Source organism: Pedobacter sp. GW460-11-11-14-TSB4, from assembly GCF_059423705.1.
This window is the reverse complement of record NZ_JBWKYI010000029.1, coordinates 36,040-60,528: the sequence shown is the minus strand read 5'-3', so window position 1 is coordinate 60,528 and position 24,489 is coordinate 36,040. Positions and strand designations below refer to the sequence as shown.

Here is a 24,489-nt window from a genome sequence, read left to right as displayed (position 1 = left end):
AGCATAGTTCACCTCTGCTTTTAAGGTTTCCTTTGTCAAATTTAATTCTTTGATAATCTTTCTCAAACCTAAGGGATTGACGCGGGTAGCTCCCGATTTTTTTCTAATCGGGACTATAAGCAAAAAGCAGGGCGAACATTAAAAAATGCTTCTGCAATTGCTTTCCAAAAAACAAAGCGAATATTTACTCAACTATTTTTCCTGGTTAGACTAACAGCAGAAACCTTTACAGCAAAAAACTTTCTTTTGTGTGAAAGACCCTGAAATAAATTCAGGGTGACGCAAAAGGGAGGTAAGCCTAACTTACGAAGTTTTCCCTACACTTGCCCCCTAAACTTCGTGAGTTTAGGCCAAATGGTATTTCAGTTCCTGATGGCTGCCCTGCTCTACCACTACGCCTTTATCCAATACAATAATTTTATCCGCATTATTCAGTGTGCTCGATCGGTGTGTAATTACAATTACGGTTTTCTGTTCAGCTTTTAAAAATTCGATCATCCGTTGCACATGTTGCTCAGAAACCGAATCGAGCGACGAGGTGGCCTCATCTAAAATCAGAATTTCCGGATCGCGGTATAAAGCCCTTGCAATGGCAATGCGCTGCCTTTGTCCGCCAGATAATGACGTTCCGTTTTCACCTAAATAGGTTTGAAAGCCTTTGGGCAAAGCCTCAATAAAGCCAATTAAACCTAGTTTAGTGGCAATATCAATAATCCTTTGCATATCGGGTTCTTCTTCGCCGATGGCAATGTTATCAATTACATTACCGGCAAATAAATCGATCTGTTGCGGCACTACCGATACCATTCTGCGAAGCGATGAATTGGTGATATATTTCAGATCATATTTTCCAATACGCACATTGCCCGCCTGTATAGGATAAATATTCTGCAGGATAGACATTAAAGTCGATTTTCCCGAGCCACTTTCGCCCACAATGGCTGTAAATTTGCCCTGTGGAATGGTTAAATTCAGGTTTTCGAAAACAGGCAGCCTTGCTCCATAGCGGAAGGAAACATTTTCGAAATGGATATCGCCAATTTTCGCGGCACTCAGCTCAATCTGGTTTTCATCACTTTCGCGTTCCAGATCCATAATTTCGAACAAACGGTCGGCCGCAATAACCGCATCCTGTACGGTTTTGTTCATCCCGATCAATGAAGAAACCGGCCCTGTAAAATAACCGATCAACGTATAAAACGATAGTAATTCTCCTGGCGTAATCGAATTGCTTAACACGTAACCTGCGCCTACCCAAAGCAATACAATGGTAATCATGCGCGAAATAAATTCGGTAGAAGTACCCGATACAACGGCATTGATATTCGATTTAAAACCTGCCTGGAGCAACTTGATAAAACGGGTTTCGGTTTTGTCGTTAGCATGATCTTCCAGCCCGAAACGTTTAATCGTACCTACTGCATTTAAGCTTTCTACCAACTGCGATTCGAGCTCGGCAGCATCTTCCATTAACCTGCGCTGCGTACGTTTGTTAAATTTATCGGTAATAAAATATATAACCAGGTACAAGGGGATAACGGTAAGCGTGATGAGTGCCAGTTTCCAGTAGTAGGTAAACATCATGATGAACGAGAAGAAAACAATAAAAATGTTGACCACAAAATTTACGCATACATCATTTAAAAACGCTCTGATTTTGACGGCGTCGTTAATCCTTGAAATAATTTCGCCCACCCGCATGGTATCAAAAAACTGCTGAGGTAAACGGAGCAGGTGTTTGTAGTAGCCTAAAATAAGCTGCGAATCGATTAACTGACCGGTTTTTAAGGTAAAAATTGTTTTTGCCGAGCCGATAAACAACTGCACCATCAGAATAACCATCATGGCAATACTCATGAGGTTGAGCAGATTATGGTTACCATCTACCAGCACAAAATCGACTAATTTCTGAACAAAAATAGAGGTGGATAAACCCAGCACAGTATAAACAATAGCACCAAATAAAACTTGCGTCAGAATGCCTTTGTGCGGTTTAATCAAACTCCAGAATCTACCTTGGATTGATTTTTTTTCATTGCCAATCTGAAAATCTTCTGATGGCAACAATAAAACTAAAGCACCAGTCCATTCCTTTTTGAATTCATCGTGCGTTTTACGGTGCACTTTCCCATCTATAGGGTCCATCACCTCTATAAACTTACTGTTTACTTTGTAAATCACTACATAATGCTGAAGGATATCATTTACAATGATATGTGCGATAGCGGGTGTAGGTATTTTAAATAAACTATCAAAAGGTGCTTTTACACCCTTCGCCTCAAATCCTAGTTTTTGGGCCGCTTCTACAAGTCCTAAAACGGTTGTACCTTTTTTATCGGTCCCGGCAAGCTGCCTGATCCGGGCAACAGCCAAATCCAGTTTATAATGAGCCGCGATTGAAGCCAGACAAGCCGCACCACAATCTGTTATATCTCGTTGCTTAACCTTTGTACTCATGGCCTTATGTTTTTTGGATTAAGTTTGGATTAACCCAATCATCTACCTTATCGTAAAGTAATTGATATAAACTCCGGTCGGTTACTTTAAAACGGGCCGTAAAATTCATTCCTTTTTTAAGGTATCCTTTGTAACCGTTTTTTAGCATCAGAAAATTTTTATCCATTAAACACTTTACTTTAAATGCCGGCTGGTTACCATTTAAAATAACAATATCATCCGAAATATCGATCACTTTACCGACGGCCAAACCCCACTGGTTATAATTATAGGCATTGATCTGAAAATGCACTTCCTGCCCTTTTCTAATCAGGCCAATATCTGAGGGATTAATGTAGCAATAAGCGGCCAATCCGGCATCAGGAGAAACTTCGCCTATTTTTTGATTGGCAAATACGTATGCGCCATTCTGCAAACCAATTAAGCTCTGTACAGAACCATCAATCGGGGCACGCAATACATATTGTTTCTTCTGTTCGTTAAGTTCTGCCTGCTGGCCGGAAAGCTGACGCAGTTCGTTGCGGTAACCATTGGCTTCGGTTTGCCACTGGGTTTTATATTTGGTACGCACCATTAAGTAAACCGATTCGGCCTGCTCGAGTTCGTATTTGTATTTTTCGTATTCTGATTGCGTTAACACTTTATTTTGATAAAGTTTGCTGTAACGCGCAAAGGTGCTGGTAGCCTGTCTTTTTGCAATACCGGCATTTTTTAATTCTTGCACATACTGCTGCCAGGATGCTACATATTGCCCGGTTTGCAGGCTTGATGAACCGCCATTAAATGACAGCAACGTATGGATATCCTCTAAAAATTGAGTGATCTGGTTTTTACGCGTTTCTACCAGCGCATCTTGCTGTTTGGGTAAACCGGCATCAATGGCCAGTAGCGTATCACCTTGTTTAAGTCTTTTATTATCCGAAAGTCTGTACTGTATCAACCGGCCATTAACCGGCACAATAAGTTCGGTTTTTTCGATGGTCGATTGTAAAATGCCTGTACCATTTATACTAATGGGTATTTTAATAAAGGGAAGGGCAATCAAAACAATTAAAATGGCTGCCACGGCAACAATATAAATTAACTGGCTTGATTTACTAATTCTGGAACGGTAAACGAGAGCGGTATTTGAAATTCTTTCAGTCGAGTAGCTGGTTATCGCCATAGTGTTGAAATCGTAAAGCATCCGCTATCCCGGAACCGGGACAGCGGATACAATAAATTGCTTATAGACTCCAAACAAGTTTCAAAACATTGGTTACTGTTTTGTTTAAAAATGCTGAAGTGTCTGCGCCAACTGCATTTAAAGTTCCTGAAAGAGAAGCTAAAAGTTCGTTTAATGTATTGTTAACAATACCACCACCTTCAACTTGTGACATTTCAGTTGTGTTCATTTCTTTAACACCAAGATTTTTTAATTCTAAACTTTTCATACTAGATTTTTTTGAGTTTTAAGATCCCTACTCTTTTGAAGGCTTTTCGGGATGCGCCTGATGCTTGGCCAAACACTTCAACGAATGTAATAATATTAGCTATACAGATGTAGTATTAAACACCTAACACAAACCTAACATTTCTATAATACAGTTTAATAAAACGGCCTCAGCTCATTAAAAACGCAATATTTATTGATTAATCACCGTGGCATTTATCATATTCAATTTATTCATTAACCTTAAACCGTTTTATATTCTTTTTATTCGCTGTATGAAGGGCTGGGATCTTAAAAAAACCAATGGTCTAGATGCCGTTCATTTCCATAAACGCAGTCTCTTTTTCTGCAATATGATCATCATCAATGGCATACGATTTAATATTGGCAATTTTCATTTCATCAATTACATCTACAAAATTCTGAAACCTGGCCGTTTTACTAGGTTTTATAATGACGATCATATATTTGGCCGGGTTATGCTGATGGGTTTCAGCAACCAGCTTCTCATTTGCGATGATCTCTTTTTGAATGTTGGCTACCGCAGTAACCTTCATATTTGCCTTTTCTATTGTGCCCATGTAGCAAACAGCCTTGTTGTTTTTGCCGAGCAGGATGGTCATGGTGCGCGATTCGGGATACGGTTCAATATGTGCGCCGTCGTCTTTAATGGGTTTAGCGATATCTGCCGCGTTTAAAGAGCCCAATGAAGTGGTGAGCATAAAAAAAGTAGTTAATAAAAACATCAGATCGACCATTGCGGTAAGGTCTACCCTTGGTGTTGGTTTTTTGTTTCTTCCTTTTACGGCCTTGCCGTTTTGAGATTCGTTTAGAGTTGCCATAATAATTTAGGTTTTTAAATGATGATGACAAGCCCGATCAAATTGCATAAAAAAAGCGGTTAAAAATTTAACCGCTTTTTTATAGTTCTGATGTCACACTGAGCTTGTCGAAGTGCATTTTTTTCATTAACAAAGAGTCTTCGACAGGCTCAGACTGACAGGTTTAGTATTTAAATATCGCTAATAAGTACTTTATTTCACCGCTTCAATTACCCCGCAACCTACCCGTGGCCCTGAGTTACCAGTTGGTTGTGTCGTATAATCGTCGGTACCGCCATGTACAATAATGCCACGGCCAATGATATTTTTGATATCTCCATCCTTCACACTCCATCTATCGGTAGTCACCGAAAGCGTAGCATGGCCTTTATTATCTAACATGATGTTGCCAATATCTCCGCTATGATAAGCAGCAGATCCCCATTTGCCATGGGCTTCTTTGGTAGGATTCCAATGCCCGTGTGTATTTTCGCCCATATTGCCGCAATCGCCATGTTCGTGAAAGTGAACGGCAACATTACTATCTGCACGTGCGGCAAAATTCATCTCGATATCCATCTTAATTTTTCCATCACTCAATTCGTAAAACTTTGCTGTTCCAATGGTTTTTGTGTTATCAGCAGTTTCTGTTAATGTGGCCCGGGCAATTTCTTTGTCGGTTTTAGCACAAGCACTAATCAGTGCTACGCCTGCTATAGCTAAGCTTAAAAGGTAGTTTTTCATTTTATAAAAATTTAGTTTGTATAAGAAACAGATTGACAATCATTTAGTTTGCTTAAAAAGAAGGATGGCCAAAACCATTTCGAATGCCACTTGTTTAATAAATAAGTAAAATCGTATAACTATGGAACAGCCAATTGCAATGAACACTTTGAGTCAAATTTTGGAGAAATTGAGGCTGAAAGGAAAAGATAACGAATTAAAAATATCCGACCACGGTAAAATGCAGAGTAAATCACTCGGCAAAATTTATAAACCTGAAGATTTAACCATTGTAAAAACTTATCGCTTTGAAGGAGATTCAGATCCGGCCGATAATTCTGTGTTATATCTTGTAGAAGACCAGGATAAAAATATCGGGTACATATTAGACGCTTACGGCATCTACTCTGATAATGAAGGCCCGGCATTTGATGATTTCTTAAAGAAAATTCCTACCGAAAACAGAGACGAACAGGAACTGTTTTGTTAATAACCTAAAATCTGATTGAAAAGGGAGAATTAGCGTAATCTGATTCTCCCTTTTTTTATTTTAAAAGATTAGCAGGGTATAATTCCGTAATTTTGCGCCTCATTTACGAGCACCAAATGAAAAGCAAAATCAATATTCCACCCATACCAGCTGTTTTACTCTCTATTATTAGTGTACAGTGTGGGGCGGCAATTGCAAAAGGGCTTTTCCCACAAATTGGTGCTGCTGCTACAGCTTCGTTACGGATTGGTTTATCTGCAGTGATTTTATTAATTGCCTTTAGGCCAAACCTGTTTAAACTAAACGCCAAGCAATGGAAATATGTTGTGCTGTATGGGGTTTGTTTAGGGGTAATGAATATGGTATTCTATATGGCTATAGCAAGAATTCCGATTGGCTTAGGCGTAACATTAGAATTTGTTGGCCCTTTAGGGCTGGCCATTTTTGGCTCTAAAAAACCGGTAGATTTTCTTTGGGTAATACTGGCCGCAGCCGGCATTGCGCTAATTGCCCCATGGACAAGTACAGGATTAAACGTTGCGGGTGTGTTACTGGCACTTTTAGCTGGCATTTTTTGGGCAGCCTATATCATATTGGGCGGCAGGATCTCAAAAATAATGAAAGGTGGCGATGCTGTGGCCATTGGAATGTTATTCGCTACCCTGGTCATTTTGCCATTTGGCATTTTTGGTGGTGGTTTAAGCGTTTTAAATCCGCAGTTATTGGGTTTAGGAGCAGCGCTTGCGCTACTATCAAGCGCTATCCCGTTTACCCTCGAAATGAGAGCCCTTAAGCAGCTTCCTGCTCGGACTTTCAGTATTTTAATGAGCCTCGAACCTGCCATGGCTTCCTTAGCTGCACTCGTTTTTTTACAAGAATACCTCACTCTAAAAGAGTGTTTTGCAGTGGCTTTTGTTGTCATTGCTTCTGCAGGTTCTTCGTTAACAGCCAGGCGTGCAAAACTATAATTAAGCCAGTTTGGCTGTTTTATAAATTACAATTTCAGCTGTCAACTGATCAGCTTGTGCCACAAAGGCTAAAATATAAGGCTGCTCATTGTGCAGATCTAAACTGGCCTGATCTTTCCATTCCTCCTGAAAAATAAAAGTACCATCGCCTGCAGCTTCGTGCAGATCATACTGAATGCAGGCTTCTTCCTTACGCGAATTGGCTACCATATCCAATAACACAGCCCTTAGTGCGGCTATGGTTTCTTTTTTACTCTTAACTATTGCTGTTAGATAAATGCTCATATACTTCAGTATTTAAAAAATTTTGGGTCAAATGTTCCTGGTGCAATGTAAGTGCGCTCCTCATATCGGCGTTCTTTTCTACATCGTGAAAATGGATGCCATCTATCCTTTCCATTCCGGTAAAAGCATTCATTCTGTGGAAACCAAACAATACGCCATCATCTACACTGGTTTCCATAAAAAACTCTTCAGGTAAGGTAAATGCTTCTTTTGGCGCGTTCCACGATGAGGTGACCATATACTTACGGCCATGTAACATTCCGCCAGTACCATAGTTTCTTGTCGGATTATCGGCTTTACGGCCATCACTGATATAGATTCCTTTTTTATGTCCTTCGGTAAATACCACATCAATGTATTTTTTAAATTCATGCGGCAACTGAAACCACCAAATGGGCGTGTGATAAATTACAACATCTGCCCAGACATATTTTTCTACTTCTGCTTGCGGATCGTAATCGTGATTGATATTGGTTGTTTTGACTTCAAAACCAGGTAATGAGGAAAAGAAATCGGCTGTTGCATCCGCTATTGTTTCGTTAAATCTTCCTCCGGAGTGACCAAACTTTTGTCCTCCATTAATGATGAATATTTTTGTCATTTCGTTTTTCTATTTTGATAAGACAAAATTACTGCGCTTGAACCTATTATTAAAACAAGTTAATTCATAGCTTTGTATCAGAATTATAATACTAAAAGAATGGTTAATTTAGAATGGTATCGAAGTTTTAAGGCGATTTATAAAACCGGAACCTTAACCGGTGCAGCAGAAAATCTGTTTATTTCGCAGCCTGGGGTAAGTTTACATTTAAGTTCTTTAGAAAGTTATGTCGGCTACAAACTCTTCGAGCGTACGGGCAGGAAAATGATTCCTACCGAAAAAGGGAAAGTGTTATACAATTTTATTGTAGAGCCGCTTGGAAAACTGGAAGATGCCGAAAAACATTTTCAAAAAAGCACGGAGAAACACACCCCAACCATCAGCGTGGGTATGTGTTTTGAGACTTTTCAGATTACGCTCGAACAATATATTTCTACACTTCCTTTTAATGTAATTATCCGTTTTGGCGAATACCCTGAAATGCTCGATCAATTGGATAAAGGTATTTTAGACCTCATTATTACCCCACAAAAAGGCAATTCGCCTAATGTAGAGCATGAGGCTTTTTCTTCCGAGACCATCGTGTTGGTAGGCGGAATAGAAACAGATGGGCAAACTTTTGATTCGTTGGTTAAAAAGAAAGATTTAGCCGGCATGGAAACCTGGTTAAAACAGCAAAAATGGTATGGAACTGCCGGCGATATGGAGCATCTTTTACGTTTCTGGCAGCTTAACTTTGGCAAACATGCCGATTTCCGCCCCAATTATATCGTGCCTAACCTCAATTCGATTGTACGCTGCTTATCTGGCGGAAAAGGCCTGGCTATTATCCCCGATTTTCTTTGCAAAAAAGAAGTTGAAGAAGGAAAGGTAAAGGTAATTTGGGAAGGCACGTCAAAACTCACCAACACTTTATATTTTGGTTGTAGAAAAAATACCCAATATGCATCAGAAATTCATATAATTAAAAACCTTTTTAAGGAGGTTATGGTTAGTATATAGTTTATATCAAAAATGATCATGTTTAGATACATGATTTAAATTTATCTTGAAAATTAGTTAAAATATTTATTTTAGAATCATTCCTTAAACCGCAACATGAGTCAATCAAGCCCTTTTTTAAGCCATGAGCAATTATTGGAAGTTTTTAATTTAACACATACGGCCACTGCCGTACATATTGGCGAAACGGCTATAATTCAGACGGCAAACGATGCCATGCTGAGAATTTGGGGAAAAGACAGAAGCGTGATCGGAAAATCACTCGAAGATGCCTTGCCTGAATTAAAAGGTCAGCCTTTTATCGATATGTTCCGCAAAGTATGGCTGGAAGGGTTGGTCATTTCAGGCAAGGATACTGCTGCTGATATCATCATTGATGGTAAATTGCAAACTTTCTATTTTGATTTTGAGTATAGGGCCATCAAGGATGATCAGGGAAAAACAATCTGTATTTTACATACCGCAATCGATGTAAGCGAAAGGGTACTGCGGCGCGAAGCTGTAGAACGGGCGCTTGAAAAAGAAGAAGCGCTACAACGCGAACAAACTTTAAATGAAGAATTGGCGGCAACAGTAGAAGAACTGGCCTCAACCAATGAGGAGCTTGTTGCCACAAATGAAGAACTACACGAAACACAAGAAACACTACACGTTTTAAACAACGAGCTGGAATTAAGGGTTGTTGAACGTTTTAATCAACTTTCGGAAAGCGAAAAACGGTTCAAAACCATGGCCGAGGGTACCGACATTTTTATTGCTGTTGGGGATGAAAGTGGAAAAGCCATATATTTTAATAAACCGTGGGTAAAACTTACAGGCCGGTCAATGAAAGACCTGCTCGACTTTGGCTGGGCAGATTTGATTCATCCTGAAGACCGGGATAGGTATGTCAATATTTACCTTTCGGCCCTTGCCGAAAAAAAACCTTTTGCCGGCGAATTTAGAATACTGACCAAAAAAGGTGATTACAGGTGGTTGCTTGCCAGTGGTCCCCCACGTTTTCATGCCGATGGCTCGTTTGCCGGTTACATTAGTTCTTGTATTGACATTACGGAGCGGAAATTAATTGAAATAGAGCGATTGAACCTGAACAAACTGATCGAGGCAAGTTCAGAATTTATTGGCATTGCCGAGTTGGATATGTCAATCCAATACCTAAATCCCGCCGCACTAAAAAAACTAGGCTGGCTTAACATCTCAAACAGAACAATCCTGGATTGTGTTTTTCCTGAAGACCGATTGCTGGCGGAGCAGATTATACCAGGCATTTTGAAGAATAATACTTTCAGACAGGAGATTCGGTTCTGGAATGAAAAAACAGGAAAGCCCTTTTGGATTGAATGGAATGGCTTTGCTATTCGAAATGAAGAAACCGATGAAGTAATTGCCATTGCGACGGTAAGTCCTGATATTACAGAACGAAAACTTTATCAGGAAGAATTACAAGGTATCAACATGGAAATGGCAGCAGCAAACGAAGAGCTGGCCACTACAAATGAAGAGCTTGCTCAAACGCATGATGATCTTATTCAATATACCAACAGACTATCAGACAGTGAAGAAAAACTCAGACAAGCGATAGAAACCGGTAGAATGGGCACATGGAGCATTAATCCGAAAACGCTCGAAGTTACCATGTCTGGCTTTGTTAAGGAGTTACTGGGACTGCCATTGGATCAACCTGCAGAAATGGATATGATTATGAAGGCGGTGAATCCGGATTACCATGATATGCTTTTTTCGGCGCTTGATAATGCCATCAAAAACCATTTACCCAGCGATACGGAATATCCCATTAACAATTTAATCGATGGCGAGGAAAAATGGGTGAGGGCAACCGGACGTGTATTTTTAGATCAGCACGGAAATGCAACAGAATACTCTGGTCTTTTTATTGATATTACTGAACAAAAATTAGATGAGCTTCGAAAAAACGACTTCATCGGAATGGTCAGTCACGAGTTAAAAACACCACTCACCGCGATCAATGGTTTTGTACAGGTTTTGCAGCGTAAGGCTAAAAAAGACGAAGATAATTATTCCGTTATCGCTTTAGATAAAGCGCATAATCAGATCAGAAAAATGACCACAATGATTAATGGGTTCTTAAATGTATCCCGTTTAGAGTCGGGGAAACTGCTGATCGAAAAAACAAACTTCAACCTGGATGAACTGCTGAAAGAAACCATCGAAGAAACTTATGTCTCACAATCGTCGCATCAAATTATATTAAACCCCACATGCGAGGTTAACATTAATGCCGACCGGAATAAAATCGGCAATGTCATTTCGAACCTGATTAGCAATGGCCTAAAATATTCAGACAATGGTACACGTATCGAGGTTACCTGCAAATTGTATGATACTGAAGTTGAAATTCAGATTAAAGATGAAGGAATAGGCATAAAACCTGGCGATATTGATAAACTTTTCGAACGTTATTACCGCGTGCAGGGCAATCATACCATTTCGGGCTTTGGCATCGGGCTTTATTTAAGTGCCGAAATTATTGAAAGGCATGGTGGCCGGATTTGGGCGGAAAGTGAAGAAGGCAAAGGTTCTGTTTTTCATTTTACTTTACCATTGAGCTAATCGTTTGCATTTTAACCGCAAAGTGGGCTAAGATTTGTAATGCATCGTCATTCCCGCGCAGGCGGGAATCTTAAAGCGCATTGCATGACGATTATCTTCGATGAATCGTGATTCCCAATCAAGGTAAAAAACTTAGTCAATCTCTAATCCATCCAATACCTCATCATCAACCAAATTTGGCAACGTAATTTTTAAAGTACCAGTCCGTTCCATTTCGCGTTCGATGGCAAAACGGGCTTCTTTGTTACGCGCCCAGCTTCTTCTGGCAATTCCATTATTTACATCATAAAAGAGCATATTTTGTAGTTTTTCAGCAGCTTGTTCAGTTCCATCCAATACCATTCCGAAACCACCATTTATCACTTCTCCCCAGCCAACACCGCCGCCATTATGTATCGAAACCCATGTGGCACCCCTAAAACTATCGCCAATTACATTGTGGATAGCCATATCGGCAGTAAATCTGCTTCCATCGTAAATATTGCTCGTTTCTCTGAAAGGAGAATCTGTTCCGCTTACATCATGATGGTCTCTGCCCAGAATAACCGGCGCCGATAATTCGCCTGTTTTGATGGCCTGATTGAAACGTAAGGCAATTTTTGCCCTTCCTTCTGCATCAGCATATAAAATCCGGGCTTTTGAGCCGACCACCAGTTTATTCTCTTTTGCCGCACTGATCCAGTTGATATTATCCTGCAATTGTTGTTGTATTTCTGCCGGGGCACTCAGTTTAATCTCTTCCATTACTTCTTTAGCCATTTGATCGGTTAAATCGAGATCATTTTCGTTACCTGAGGCACAAACCCACCTAAACGGACCAAAACCGTAATCAAAACACAATGGACCCAAAATATCCTCGACGTAAGATGGGTATTTAAAATCTATCCCGTTAGGCGACATTACATCTGCACCTGCCCTACTGCATTCCAGCAAAAAAGCATTTCCATAATCGAAAAAATAAGTTCCCTTGCCGGTATGTTTATTAATGCTTGCGGCTTGCCTTTTTAACGAATCCTGAACATAAACTTTAAACTGGCCAGGTGCACCGGCCATCATTTCGTTTGCTTCAGCGAAACTTAAACCAACCGGGTAATAACCACCTGAATATGGATTGTGTAGCGAAGTTTGATCAGAGCCAATGGCCACTTCAATATTTTCCTGATCAAACCGTTCCCAAACATCAACTATATTACCGATGTAAGCCAGCGATACCGTTTCTTTTTCTTTTTGGGCAACGATCACACGGTTAATCAGTTCATCTAAATTATCAATCAGCTCATCTACCCAACCCTGTTGTTGTCTTTTAGTTGCAGCTTTTGGATTTACCTCAGCACACACCGTAATACAACCCACAATATTGCCCGCCTTGGTTTGCGCGCCGCTCATGCCACCTAATCCTGCAGTAAGAAAAATTTTGCCTGCAGTATCCTTTCCATAAAAACCCTTTTTGCGAAAAGCATTCATTAAGGTAATGGCTGTGCCATGAACAATGCCCTGAGGCCCGATGTACATGTACGAACCCGCCGTCATCTGCCCATATTGGGTTACACCTAAAGCGTTAAACTTTTCCAGGTCTTCAGGCGAAGAATAATTTGGCACCATCATGCCATTGGTTACCACTACCCGAGGCGCAGCGGTATTTGATGGAAATAATCCCTGCGGATGCCCGCTATAAATATTCAGCGTTTGCTGATCGGTCATTGTAGCAAGGTATTGCATGGTTAAAAGATACTGTGCCCAATTCTGGAATACACTTCCATTTCCCCCATAAGTAATCAGTTCTTCAGGATGCTGCGCTATTGCCGGATCTAAATTATTCTGAATCATGAGCATAATTGCCGCAGCATGAACGGTAAGACATGGATATGCAGCGATGTCTCTTGCATAAATGGCATAATCGGGCATAAAACGGTACATATAAATGTGTCCGTAGTTTTCCAGTTCAGTTAAAAATTCCTGTGCAAGTTCCTGGTGCCACGCTTTTGGGAAATAACGCAAAGCATTTTTAACAGCCAGTTTTTTTTCGTCAGCTGTTAAAACATCCTTTCTTACGGGTGCGTGGCTTAATTCTGTATTTCTGGGTTTTTTTGCAGGTAATGTTGAAGGAATACCTGCCAATAGCTGTGCTTTAAAATCCATGTTTTGCAATTTTAAATTCTAAGTTAATGTTGATTCTGCCTCAGCTGCAACGGCTACAATTTTACCTTGCTGTACCATTTGAATGGCATTCTCCATCCTGTCGTACATAATCTGATCTTCTTCAAAATGATCAATTTCAGTCCGAACAAAATCGTGTACAGCAGCCAATATTTTTCCGGGTTTTAACGGATGATGATAATCAACAGCCTGCGCTGCGCAGAATAGTTCAATACCTAAAATTTTCTCTACGTTTTCGATCACCTGCAGGGCTTTACGTCCGCTGATCGAGCCCATGCTCACATGATCTTCCTGACCTAAAGAAGTTGGGATACTATCGGCACTGGCCGGGAAACAAAGTCCTTTATTTTCGCTGGCCAAAGCTGCCGAAGTGTATTGTACAATCATAAATCCTGAATTTAATCCCGTTTCTTTCATCAGCAGTTTCGGCACGCCAGGAGTATTTCCTTCCAGTGAAAGATAAATCCGTCTATCGCTGATATTCCCGATTTCCGAAGCAGCTAAACAGGCATAATCGAGCGGTAAAGCCAATGGCTGACCATGAAAATTACCCCCGCTAATGGTTAAATCATCATTAAATATGACCGGGTTATCGGTTACTGAATTCAGTTCAATTTCTAAAGCTTCCTTTAAATGTAACCATGCGGTTCTGGAAGCACCATGTACCTGCGGAATACACCTTAACGAATAGGGATCCTGTACTTTGGCGCAATCGGCATGCGATTTCATAATTTCAGAACCTTGTAACAGCTTACGCACCTGCTCTGCAACCGCAATATTTGCCGGATAAGGCCTCAACTGGTGAAGCTGTGCATGAAAGGGCTTTTCAGATCCTTGTAGGCCCTCAATCATCATTGCCGCAATGATATCGGCAGAATCCAATACATTTTCCAACCTTTGCACCACTTTAACGGCGTGTGCAGCGATAAACTGCGTGCCGTTAATTAGAGCCAGGCCTTCTTTCGGTCCCAATTGCAGTGGACTCATCTGGTATTCTTGTAAAAGTTGAGCTGTAGCAATAATTTCGCCTTTGTAATGAAGCTTTCCTAAGCCAATTAAAGGCAAAAAGAGATGAGATAAAGGGGCAAGATCGCCTGAAGCACCAACAGAACCTTGTTTGGGTACTACCGGTGTGGCACCTATTTCTAAAAACCAGATCATTCGATCGAGTGTTTCGATTTTAATACCTGAATATCCCTGCGCTAAAGCCTGCAGTTTTAAAACCAGCATCAGTTTTGATATTTCGCTATCTATCGGCTCACCTACACCAACAGCATGGCTTTTCAGAATATTTTCTTGTAATTTACGGGTATCAATCGCCGAAATCATGGACGTGCATAGTGGTCCGAAACCAGTATTGATGCCATAAACGGCTTTACCGGAAACCGCTATACGTTCAACCACCTGGCTACTTTCCAGCACTTTATCGCGGGTACTTTGACTCAATACACCTTTTATTTGGCCATTACTGATGGCTAAAGCCAGTTTAGCGGTTAAATGATCTGTTCCGTAATTAAAAATCTGTTGCTCGCTCATGTTAGAAAGGTTTTACACAAAAATAAGCCCTATATTTGATACCTATAAATACCAATTACATCATCATGTAATAACCATGAGTTATCAGATAGAGCTTAGACACTTAAAATATTTTCAGGTTTTGGCCGAGGAACTGAAGTTTAGAAAAGCCGCAGACCGCCTTTTTATTTCCCAGCCTGGCCTAAGCCGGCAGATTAAACAGATGGAGGAAATTTTTAATGCACCACTGTTCGATCGCAACAAGAAAAAGGTGGAACTTACCGCGGCAGGCCTATACCTTAAAGATGAGGTAGATTTTCTGTTTAGCCATATCGAGAACATCAAAAAACAATTAAGCAATATTACCGAAGGAAAACAGGGCGAACTCCGCATTGGTTTTTTAGGTTCAGCGGCGCAAAAAATCGTACCCGAAGTTATTTTTAAACTTAACAAAGATTTTCCGGAGATCAGAACCAATCTGGATGAAATGCCCAATAAGCTACAGATCGAACTACTGGAAAAAGATATGCTTGATGTGGGTTTTGTGCGAATGCAACAGTTTAAACCGGGTATCTCTAAACGCATGATTCACCAGGACACTTTTTCATTGGTATTGCCTAAAAACCACCCCATGAAAAAGGCCAATTTTGAAGCAGTAAAAAAATTAGGCGAAGAACCTTTTATCTTTTTCTCGAGTGATGACAGTCCCTTTTATTATGACCTGATGATGAGTATTTGCGAGGACCATGGTTTTAAACCCAAAACTTATCATAAATCGGTTAATGCGCTCACCATTTACAAGCTGGTAGAAGAAGGTTTGGGCATCGCTATTGTGCCCACCGCCTTGCAATACGGTTATCAGGAAAACGTAAAGTTTGTAGAGCTTACGCATATTCCGCAAAGAACCGAGCTCTACATGATCTGGAAAGAGTCTAACCGAAACCCCGCCCTAAAAAATGTAATTAAACTATTGTTGCAGGATAAGGTTTAGCTAACACCCATATTTTGGCAATAATAATGAAGGTCTCGACATCATAATTGGGGTCTAGTATAAAAAAAACACTAAATCCTTATTTTGTTGAATGGCCTTGTCGAATGCGAATCTAAAATCTTCTTTTTCACTTTCCAGGTATTCCTGATCAATATTTTCACGCTTCGGCCCAGATAGGAATCTGTAACTTTCATTTAACAATTCTGATGTAGAAATACTGTAGATCTCTGGAAAATCTTCTGGTGTTGGAATCGGGACAAATATTTTATACGTTTCTTTATTTAATGACCAATAATAAGCAGTGGAAAAATCACCACTAGGCGGTGAAATTAGTTCACCATAGTATTCACAAATTTTTTCGTAGACATAGCCATACATAAAAGCTAAATCAGGGAACCTAACCTCTCCATTAATAAAATCTCTCAGAATTTCCTTGGCATTTTTCCGGGAGTCGATTTCATCTTCGAAATCGTTGTCTAAGCCATTCAGTTCTTCAGAAAGCGCTCGTGAAAGTTTCTCAAAAGATGCCTGATTTTTACTGGCATAGAGCTCTTTTATTTTAATGGCCTCACAGAGATAACATTGAACCGAATAACTCATAGTTTTTATTTTTATCTTAATCTGCCTTTTCTTTCGAAATCAGATATTGAAACACCTGATCTTTAGATAAATCCCATTCTGGTTTTTCAGCAGGAATTTCAGCGAGAGGAGTTTCTAAAAGCGGGTGCGACACTTTTGGCATAGCTAATCCGTTTTGTTCTCTCAATACCTGAATTAGTCTGATTTCATAGGGAATGAGATCTAATGATAATATTTCACTAAACTTATCTTTTAGATCTAAAGCACTGTAGATGTGCATATCACAGATATCAAAAATTATAGTGGCTAACACTTCCAGATTTTCTGTGTTCCAATGATCTAGAAACTTTTTGTAGACATGTTCTTTGGGAAGCGTATCATAAAAATCCTGGTTGATGCTTTTGGTTGAGTATAGATCAAAAAGTGTGGCCACAAACAAATGATGGGTTTCATCATGCGTATAACTTTTTTTATCTTGATTAAATAAAAGCTGGAAATAATCTCTTGATAACTGAGCCAGTTTTTCCATTTTCCATATTGTAGCCAGGGCAATAATACAGCCAACCGATCTAGAGCTTACTTCTTTGTAATTGAAAAGCTTATACAGGATATGATCTTGCCACAATAAATATCTGGTAATGTATTTCCAGCCATCCTTATCTCCATTTAAGATTAGATGTTTGGGATAATCGCCAGCATGTACACCTAATCCCATGGTGAGATTTGATGCTAATCTATCAAACGCTTTATCCTTAACGTCTTCATCAATATACCTGATTATATCATCAAAAACTTTTTTTAAAGAGGCCTCCGTAAACGCTTCAGTTTTTAAATCTTTAATTTGTTTTTTAAATTTTTGAATTAGCTTTTCGTGGCCCATTATTATTTCTGTTTCCAGTTCTTAGGATATCAATGTTATGCTCAATATAAAATTCTTCTGATGCTGTGTATCCCTTTTGCTCTGAGAAATCTGATGCTGTATCTGAAATGGTTGCTAATAGAAAATGTATCTTTTTATTTTCCAATATAATTGAATCTGTAATTTCTCTCCCCAAGGAAATGGGCGGGTAAATATGTGGGAGTTTGATTTCTGGAATATACTCATTTAGTATATTTTTAAAACCGTTCTTGGTTCAGCAGGCCAATGATTTTTTGTAACATAAAAACCGGTAGTCGATAATATATCCCCCCATTTATCTAGCCTACCATCTCCTAACATCAGAATCTCAACACGGATATCTTTAACAGAATTATCTCGCATCTCAATTTCATGGTTACCCCTTTTTACTTTTTCAATTGAGGCTTATCCTCCCCTTGTATAACAAATAATGTCTAATAAAATCGTTTGGAAGCTCGTAATTAATTAAATTCTCAAAACTTAAATCCCAGCTTCTGTTTGTTCAAATACCATTTTAATACGCTCAGTGCTATAATCCTCTTCGTTTCATATTAAATATCAAATAATGTATTAAAAGATTATGCAAATTGCCAATTAAGGCTTTTACTTATTTAGATTTTTAATTGTGTTTTTGAGTACAGTAGATATAAAATTACCCTTTTTTCTTCCTATTGATGCGGTAATAAGTGTATGTGGAGATACCGGAACTGACATCTGATCATTCGTGATTATGGGTAGCCTATAATATGCATTTTTTTCATTTTCTAAGTCAATATCCCACTTAGCATTCAGATTTTCCCTAAAAATCCCGCCCACATAACTTACAATCAAATCCAACAAATGTTTATTGTCCTCCTTTAATAAGTCTTCTTTCTTTTCGAAACTATTAAGTAACCAAGCTTCAATATCATCAAGAGCTTCTATAGAGTAATCAAGTTTAACACCTGTCTTATCAAAAAATAAGGTCTTAAATTCTTGTTGTTTATCTGGAAGGGAAAACAACCATTCTTCAAAATCATCTCTAGTTAGCTTAAGTCTTTGTTCACTCATTTGTTTATTATTTATGGTTTTTGTGTTACAGTTATTCCGGCTTCACGCAAATCGTCTAATAGTGGCTGGCTTGCCCCTCCCTCTATTCTCCATTCAATATCCCACCCTTGTTCCACAAGCTTTTTATCACGTGCTATTTCTGATCGAATTTCCTCAGTTCTTGAGAAATAATTTCCAGATTTTACTTCCACACCTCTCATGTCATCTACATCAGCAATATCCAATCTTCTTGCCTGGCCATCAACATCAACCGTTACCTCCCTTTTTCCCCAACCAAGTTCTTGATGATATGCATCTGCTGCCGCGTTTCCTTTTTTAGCATTTAATAAATTGGCATCGTAAGTTTTACTCCAACGATCATAATCCCATTTACCACCATTTTGCTGATATTCTTCCCATCTCGCCAGTTTATGCTCTGGCGTACCGGGTTCAAGCCCCTTATACCCATTATGCACCAGCACCCCAGCTTCTGTAACAAAATAATTTTCATTATCCTGCACATCAAAATTGTATACAACAGCACTTTTGCTGATGAAACCGATATTTTTGACTGCAATTTTCTCACCATCAACCAGTTCCAACTCATCCAGAACAGAAATAGATTGGATTTCTTTCCATTCCTCATTTACAAGGAAACGATGCTCTGGGGTTACCTCAAATATAGTTCCATTTTGCAGTTCAACAACCATCATGGTTAATGTGGTACGGCGATGTGTTTGTGTAATAGGCTTTAATTCTCTTTGTCCACTTTTTTCACTTACCGTCCACACTAAAGTACCTACCACAATATCTTCAATATACATTAAGCCGTTGCCGGTATGCACGGTTGTACCTGCCGGGAAACAAACCAGCGAAGCTCCTTTTGCAGCAAAAACTGCTAAAATAAGTTCCTGCCCACTGGCCAGCAACTTATCGGTAACACTCATTTCTTCGTTAGTCCAAATGTCGTACTGCCCTTTGTAGGCTCCAAACATTCCTAAACCCCGCATAGCTCTGCAAAACCAGCTCATTTTACCAAATAACGAGGCAGGGTTAAACATGGCACCCATTTCTGTACGGGCAACAGCAAGAAACTCTGCCCCCGCTGCTTTTATTCCCTGCGAGCCCAATGTACCGGCCATACTACCCATACCGCGGCCTGCCAAAAAGCCAAAGGCAAAGTTTGCTATGTGCCCAACATTATTCATGGTGGTACTCATCATGGCTTCCCAAAACGTTTCCTTAATATCGATCAGTGCACCTTCTGGCGGGCAGCTTAACTGGCTTTGGCCAACAACCAAACCTTCATTTTTATGAATGATGAGATTTGGAGAAGAATTTACCCAAATTCTGGCTGCAGCGTTGGTTTTACACTTCATATATCCTGCCCCAATAGCGAGCAATAAAGCACCACCAATAATTAAAGCTAATGCCCATCCAGCAACCGGTACGGCCAACAAGGCCAGAGCCGCCACTAATAGGCCTGCTATAGCACCTGCCATAAATGCCATACTGCCCAAACATATAAAAACATTGGCCTTCATGGTATCTGCTGTTGTAGCTACCTTATTGCCGCTAAAGGTTACCTGATCCTGACTGGTAACCTTCATTTGTTTAAACATAGCGCCCTTGGGACAAACCAGGTAATGCTTTTCAGTTAGCCATTGTAAATCTTCATCAGCCATAAACTAAATGCTATTCAGATTTAAATATAAATCTGATTTATAATCATTATTTATCTGTTCAAACACTTTCATCTCAGCATTTTGCAAGATACCAGATACATTATAAGTAAATGATGCCTGTGTGTAGTGCTTAATATCAAAGTCTTTTTGCCCGGTAACCTTTGCTATCATCTGTGTATCTATCTTACCCCTATCATCTAATGTAGCTTCGGCATTGATCACATAACCATTTTCAATCACTTCTGAAGAAAAAGTTTGGTTTACCGGAATTAAAAAACCTATCCCCATCCGGTCTCTAACACTTCTTTTTTTTTGATACTCAACGCCATCAGCAGTATAGTTGAAAGCATATAAAAATAAATGCATAAAATGAGTATTTTCTAAATTTTCTAATAGCTCTGGCGGATTTGATAGTTCTCTTTCTTTATGTCTGATAATCTCAAATGCTGCAATAGGGTTAGTTTGCATTAATTCCTTTTTAAGCTTATCCCATTTTGATTTAATCTCAGGGAGATTTAACAATCCTTTTATATTTCCATCACTATTTATGCAAACCTGTTGACTACTGTAGATATAGGCGAGCTTATTTACATATTCTATCAGCTGAAACGTGTTTGGATCATAATACTCGGTTAACTCAACTTCTTTTTCTTCTATTAAATAATCTTGTAGCTCTGGTTTAATGGAATTCTGCCCAAAATATGATAATATATACTTTCCTATGGTAGAAAAACTATCCATCATGGTTAGCATTTTAACGTTTCCCTTAACCTGTAATTGATAATTTTTCTCAAATACTTTCTCCATATTAAGAATTTATTTTAACCGGTGAACCATCGATAACGGTTTTACTCCCTACAATATTCACATCTTTTCCGTTTAAACTCGCGGCGCTTTCTCCATTTAGCGAAAGTTCGTTTTTAGAGACAATAGATAATTTCGTTTCGAACTCCATGCTTCCGTTTTTACTTGGTGCGCCATCTCCAGTTAACTTAAAATCATCTGCTGCACGGATTTCTATATTTTTAGCCTGAATAATGATCTTATCTGTTTCCTTATCCATAATAATCATCACATTTCCTGTTTGAAGTTTAATACTATTATCTGTTGTAACCACGATAGCATTTTTTCCATCAATTGAAATATGATTTAAACCAGTTTTATCTTTTAGCAGCATCCCTCCACCATCATCCATGGTTAAGGTATGTCCACTTTTAGAGGTTAAACTTTTGCTGTTATTGCTGGCGCTACCGCCACTACCGCTTTTGCCATGAAATACCGATCCCAATACAATTGGCCTTGCAATATTGCCTTCTTCGAAAGTTAAAGCGACCTGATCGCCAATTTCGGGGATAAAAACAAAACCCCTGTTTTTACTCACTTTTTCGCTGCTTCCGGCATCTGGCGTAATTACCCTCAGCCATTCGGTTACATCATTGGTTTTACATTCCCATTTAAATTTTACTTTAATGCGCCCCTGTCCTTGCGGGTCAGCATTGTCAATTACATCTGCCAGTTGCATATCTGGATTGGGCTTCCTGTAATTTTTTACGGAAAGGCGTTCTGTTGTGGCTACCACACCCTCGAAGGTGTTGTAATATTTTCCTGTACCATCGATATTGTGATCAATGGTGGTGATCAGGAATTTACCAAGGCTTTCTGTATTAAAAGAAAGCTCTTTTCTGATACTCATTGTAATTTCGGCAATACTGCCTATACTCAAAGCAGCATTATCGCCACTGGCATTTACCTTTAAAAGATTGCTGATATGTGCTTTTTCTTCGTTCTGCACGTGGTTTTTAATGTCGCTGCTATTATCTACACGGATAAGTGATGGCTGATTAAAAGTTTTACTGTACATGGCATTTGATACCTGTATGGCATGCGCTAAATCTGGTGATCCATTACTTTGCCCACTACTTTCACTTTGCAGCATCTCATCCTGTTTAGGGTTATAGGCAAAACGTTTATTCTTGATGGGCGCAATTTCCATGGCATACTGCAGGTTTTGTACATCGCGCCCATAAATCAATGCAATTTCTTTCTGATCATCCGGCTTGCCAAAATTTAACTGTTTACCATCATAATAAAACCATTCGTGGTACTCACCCGATAACCTGTTCAGGAAATCGAAATCACTCTCGCGGTACTGAATCAGATAATCAATAGGTTCCTTTCTTGCAGCATTCGCTACTATTTTAATATCATTTGAAGGCACATCAGATGTGGCAAGGTTGACAATCGCATTTAAATCTTTATCAAGATAAGAACCCAGATCTGGCCCGCGATCGATCAGAATGGTTGGACTGTAACCACTCACAATCAGCACACCATGGTACCCATGGCTTTGTGCAAGCTCTACCTTAGTTACCAAACCAGCAAAACCTTGCAAATTGCCAGAATCGTAGCCAAATGATGCGGTTAAAGTTTTACCTACAAAATCGCGGCTGTCGTTTAGACTGATCATCCCTGGCGAACCCATCTGATCATGATTAAACCGCAGCTCGAAATAATGGTGTTCATTAAAAGCTTGTTTTAAACTAAATGAGGCAAAATGGGTAATTGCCTTATCTTCTATGTTAATTTCTGCAATGAGTTTCTTTTCCATAAATTCGATCTTTTAGCAAATCCACAAATAAATTCCGCTGGTTCTTGGGTCTAAGAAATAATCCTGATATAAACATTTATAGCCATCCCACAAGGTAAAATGGCCAGTTGCATCACTAAACTGGGTTTTAAAGCAGATGATCCCCGATACGCCGTCTATTTTATTTTGAAACGCCCTTAAATCATGATGTGCTATCCATTTCTCTCTAACTCCTTTTTCCACTTTAATATCAGGTTTTTTATATTTATGGTTGAGGTAGTCGAAAAATTCACTCACACGAAAACAATAGCGCTTTTGATCAGCTCCAGCAATAGTTTCGAACTTTTTAGTATACGGATATCGACTGGGTATGGCATGGATTTTCACCTTTTCCTGGGCTAGAAAATCCTGTTTTGTGGTATATTTCCAGCTAGGCAGGCTTAGGCTAAAAACCTTGTTATTAATACCCAGATAATTAAATGCCCTGCTCATCCTCACCACACAGGTATTGGTAATGTACGCTGCATTAACAGCACCACCAATTGTTGCCTTTACCAGTTCGCTACTTGTTGCGGGGTAATTTATCCTTAAATCGGTAAAACTTGGCAATGAAAGTGGCATGCTATTTTTTGGTTAGAAGTGAATCAAGATATTTAGTACTTGTAAATGATGCATTTTCGAGTGCATAGAAAAACACATCCTTGCTTCCGGAAAATGAAAGCGATGATTTAGCCTTCTGGAGAAAAACAATCAGCGTATCATTTGGGTATTTAATATATTTTAAGTCACTCATTACCATATACTTCAGGCTATCCATAGGTTTTAGCTTCCCCTTAAACGATTTCAATATTTTCGCACTAAAAACTTTTTCAGCATTGTAAACAGAGTCAACCCTGGTAATATTTACCAGCAGGATGTACCCTGCTTCCTTTTTAAGCTCATGCACCATTTCTTTTGGCGGATCTTGATTTTTTTCGCCTTCCAGGTGCTTATTTGTGTTGACTAAAGCCAAAGAATCTTTATTAACGGTAGTTGATAAAACACTCTGCTTTTTATTATTTTGCTGGCATGCGGCGAAACCTATGCCTAAAAGAGCCCATATTAAGATATACACATATCTTTTTGTTAGCCTCCGTATAATTTTATTGATTTTAAAAGCAAATACATCTGCCATGAGGAGGGTATTTAATGTTTATTGCGTTTCTATTCCATTTGATTAAAGGAAAGAACATAAGACCAGGCCACACATAGAAATCTATGGCCTGGTCTACTGAAAATTTTAAGCTTTAGGCCAATCGTTTTCATGTTCTGCGTTGCCCAGTTTTAGCTTACGGGCCGATACCACAAAACTTAATGTCATAGGTGTATTGTCGTTTACCGCAATACCCTCGTTATACTGGATGATGTAGCCATCTTCGAAAGATAGTTCCTTCATTTTTGCGTCTTCTTCGCCTTTTTTGAACACCAAGGTTCCGGAAAGCGGTTTGTACTGGTTGTTTACCATCGATTCGATCACAGAAGTATCTTCGGTTGATTCGATTTCGATGTGGATGGTGCCACCATAAACACCTGATGATGGACGTCCTTTTGCGTCAACATCTCTATTTAATGAAAAGCTGCACTGTAGTACATCAAATTCTTTTGATCCTAAGTTTAAACGGGTTTTGAATGCCATTG

Annotated in this window: 23 protein-coding genes; 5 read left to right on the top strand and 18 right to left on the bottom strand. The window is 39.3% G+C overall.

Annotated elements, in window-relative coordinates:
* Positions 1 to 345 precede the first annotated feature (345 nt).
* The 5 genes from AC07YT_RS21280 to AC07YT_RS21260 all read right to left on the bottom strand — a co-directional run bounded on the left by AC07YT_RS21280 (position 346) and on the right by AC07YT_RS21260 (position 5,454).
* The gene (locus AC07YT_RS21280; RefSeq protein ID WP_086548662.1) at positions 346 to 2,457 is read right to left on the bottom strand and encodes a peptidase domain-containing ABC transporter; all 2,112 of its coding nucleotides are present in this window, start codon (positions 2,455 to 2,457) and stop codon (positions 346 to 348) included.
* 4 nt (positions 2,458 to 2,461) lie between these two features.
* Complete coding sequence (locus AC07YT_RS21275; RefSeq protein WP_086548661.1) at positions 2,462 to 3,622, bottom strand: HlyD family secretion protein; 1,161 nt, start codon at positions 3,620 to 3,622, stop codon at positions 2,462 to 2,464.
* Positions 3,623 to 3,683: 61 nt separating this feature from the next.
* Positions 3,684 to 3,890, bottom strand: a complete 207-nt coding sequence (locus AC07YT_RS21270; RefSeq protein WP_086548660.1) for a bacteriocin — start codon at positions 3,888 to 3,890, stop codon at positions 3,684 to 3,686.
* A 307-nt stretch (positions 3,891 to 4,197) separates the two neighbouring features.
* Entirely contained in the window at positions 4,198 to 4,731 is a 534-nt protein-coding gene (locus tag AC07YT_RS21265) for an ExbD/TolR family protein (protein ID WP_086548659.1), read from the bottom strand.
* Positions 4,732 to 4,923: 192 nt separating this feature from the next.
* Positions 4,924 to 5,454 carry a superoxide dismutase family protein gene (locus AC07YT_RS21260; protein WP_086548658.1) on the bottom strand — a complete coding sequence of 177 codons (531 nt, stop codon included), beginning with the start codon at positions 5,452 to 5,454 and terminating at the stop codon, positions 4,924 to 4,926.
* 121 nt (positions 5,455 to 5,575) lie between these two features.
* Between AC07YT_RS21260 and AC07YT_RS21255 the strand changes: the two genes are divergently transcribed.
* Together AC07YT_RS21255 and AC07YT_RS21250 are read left to right on the top strand one after the other, a co-directional pair.
* Positions 5,576 to 5,923, top strand: a complete 348-nt coding sequence (locus AC07YT_RS21255) for a hypothetical protein (RefSeq protein WP_086548657.1) — start codon at positions 5,576 to 5,578, stop codon at positions 5,921 to 5,923.
* A 116-nt stretch (positions 5,924 to 6,039) separates the two neighbouring features.
* Positions 6,040 to 6,891, top strand: coding sequence for an EamA family transporter (locus tag AC07YT_RS21250; protein ID WP_086548656.1), 852 nt, complete (start codon positions 6,040 to 6,042; stop codon positions 6,889 to 6,891).
* On the opposite strand, the gene AC07YT_RS21245 is transcribed toward AC07YT_RS21250, so the two are convergent.
* Both AC07YT_RS21245 and AC07YT_RS21240 read right to left on the bottom strand, forming a co-directional pair.
* The gene (locus AC07YT_RS21245; protein ID WP_086548655.1) at positions 6,892 to 7,176 is read right to left on the bottom strand and encodes a putative quinol monooxygenase; all 285 of its coding nucleotides are present in this window, start codon (positions 7,174 to 7,176) and stop codon (positions 6,892 to 6,894) included. It lies immediately after the preceding gene.
* Positions 7,148 to 7,777 carry an NAD(P)H-dependent oxidoreductase gene (locus AC07YT_RS21240; RefSeq protein ID WP_086548654.1) on the bottom strand — a complete coding sequence of 210 codons (630 nt, stop codon included), beginning with the start codon at positions 7,775 to 7,777 and terminating at the stop codon, positions 7,148 to 7,150. Before AC07YT_RS21240 ends, AC07YT_RS21245 begins: the two co-directional genes overlap by 29 nt.
* Positions 7,778 to 7,876: 99 nt before the next feature.
* On the opposite strand from AC07YT_RS21240, the gene AC07YT_RS21235 reads away from it, so the two are divergent.
* Together AC07YT_RS21235 and AC07YT_RS21230 are read left to right on the top strand one after the other, a co-directional pair.
* Complete coding sequence (locus tag AC07YT_RS21235) at positions 7,877 to 8,779, top strand: LysR family transcriptional regulator (RefSeq protein ID WP_086548653.1); 903 nt, start codon at positions 7,877 to 7,879, stop codon at positions 8,777 to 8,779.
* A gap of 96 nt (positions 8,780 to 8,875) precedes the next feature.
* On the top strand, positions 8,876 to 11,371 hold the full coding sequence (locus AC07YT_RS21230; RefSeq protein ID WP_086548652.1) for a PAS domain S-box protein: 2,496 nt from the start codon (positions 8,876 to 8,878) through the stop codon (positions 11,369 to 11,371).
* A gap of 132 nt (positions 11,372 to 11,503) precedes the next feature.
* Here the strand turns inward: AC07YT_RS21230 and hutU are convergent, their stop codons facing one another.
* Positions 11,504 to 13,510: a urocanate hydratase gene (gene hutU, locus AC07YT_RS21225; protein WP_086548651.1), complete on the bottom strand. Its 2,007-nt coding sequence runs from the start codon at positions 13,508 to 13,510 to the stop codon at positions 11,504 to 11,506.
* A gap of 18 nt (positions 13,511 to 13,528) precedes the next feature.
* Positions 13,529 to 15,064 (bottom strand): histidine ammonia-lyase, encoded by a 1,536-nt coding sequence (hutH, locus tag AC07YT_RS21220; RefSeq protein WP_086548650.1) that lies wholly within the window; start codon positions 15,062 to 15,064, stop codon positions 13,529 to 13,531.
* Positions 15,065 to 15,140: 76 nt separating this feature from the next.
* Here hutH and AC07YT_RS21215 point away from each other — a divergent pair, with 76 nt between their 5' ends.
* Positions 15,141 to 16,034: a LysR family transcriptional regulator gene (locus AC07YT_RS21215; RefSeq protein WP_086549477.1), complete on the top strand. Its 894-nt coding sequence runs from the start codon at positions 15,141 to 15,143 to the stop codon at positions 16,032 to 16,034.
* A gap of 54 nt (positions 16,035 to 16,088) precedes the next feature.
* Here the strand turns inward: AC07YT_RS21215 and AC07YT_RS21210 are convergent, their stop codons facing one another.
* The 9 genes from AC07YT_RS21210 to tssD all read right to left on the bottom strand — a co-directional run bounded on the left by AC07YT_RS21210 (position 16,089) and on the right by tssD (position 24,487).
* Entirely contained in the window at positions 16,089 to 16,634 is a 546-nt protein-coding gene (locus AC07YT_RS21210; protein WP_086548649.1) for a DUF7691 family protein, read from the bottom strand.
* Positions 16,635 to 16,650: 16 nt separating this feature from the next.
* Positions 16,651 to 17,493 (bottom strand): hypothetical protein, encoded by an 843-nt coding sequence (locus AC07YT_RS21205; RefSeq protein ID WP_086548648.1) that lies wholly within the window; start codon positions 17,491 to 17,493, stop codon positions 16,651 to 16,653.
* 621 nt (positions 17,494 to 18,114) lie between these two features.
* On the bottom strand, positions 18,115 to 18,561 hold the full coding sequence (locus tag AC07YT_RS21200) for a hypothetical protein (protein WP_086548647.1): 447 nt from the start codon (positions 18,559 to 18,561) through the stop codon (positions 18,115 to 18,117).
* 11 nt (positions 18,562 to 18,572) lie between these two features.
* On the bottom strand, positions 18,573 to 20,225 hold the full coding sequence (locus AC07YT_RS21195; RefSeq protein ID WP_086548646.1) for a Hint domain-containing protein: 1,653 nt from the start codon (positions 20,223 to 20,225) through the stop codon (positions 18,573 to 18,575).
* A 3-nt stretch (positions 20,226 to 20,228) separates the two neighbouring features.
* Positions 20,229 to 21,032 (bottom strand): hypothetical protein, encoded by an 804-nt coding sequence (locus tag AC07YT_RS21190; protein ID WP_086548645.1) that lies wholly within the window; start codon positions 21,030 to 21,032, stop codon positions 20,229 to 20,231.
* Between the two features lies 1 nt (position 21,033).
* Positions 21,034 to 22,833 carry a type VI secretion system Vgr family protein gene (locus AC07YT_RS21185; RefSeq protein WP_086548644.1) on the bottom strand — a complete coding sequence of 600 codons (1,800 nt, stop codon included), beginning with the start codon at positions 22,831 to 22,833 and terminating at the stop codon, positions 21,034 to 21,036.
* A gap of 12 nt (positions 22,834 to 22,845) precedes the next feature.
* Positions 22,846 to 23,433, bottom strand: a complete 588-nt coding sequence (locus tag AC07YT_RS21180) for a T6SS effector amidase Tae4 family protein (RefSeq protein WP_086548643.1) — start codon at positions 23,431 to 23,433, stop codon at positions 22,846 to 22,848.
* Position 23,434: 1 nt separating this feature from the next.
* Complete coding sequence (locus AC07YT_RS21175) at positions 23,435 to 23,986, bottom strand: hypothetical protein (RefSeq protein WP_086548642.1); 552 nt, start codon at positions 23,984 to 23,986, stop codon at positions 23,435 to 23,437.
* A gap of 105 nt (positions 23,987 to 24,091) precedes the next feature.
* On the bottom strand, positions 24,092 to 24,487 hold the full coding sequence (gene tssD, locus AC07YT_RS21170; RefSeq protein ID WP_025141860.1) for a type VI secretion system tube protein TssD: 396 nt from the start codon (positions 24,485 to 24,487) through the stop codon (positions 24,092 to 24,094).
* Between the last annotated feature and the right edge of the window lie 2 nt (positions 24,488 to 24,489).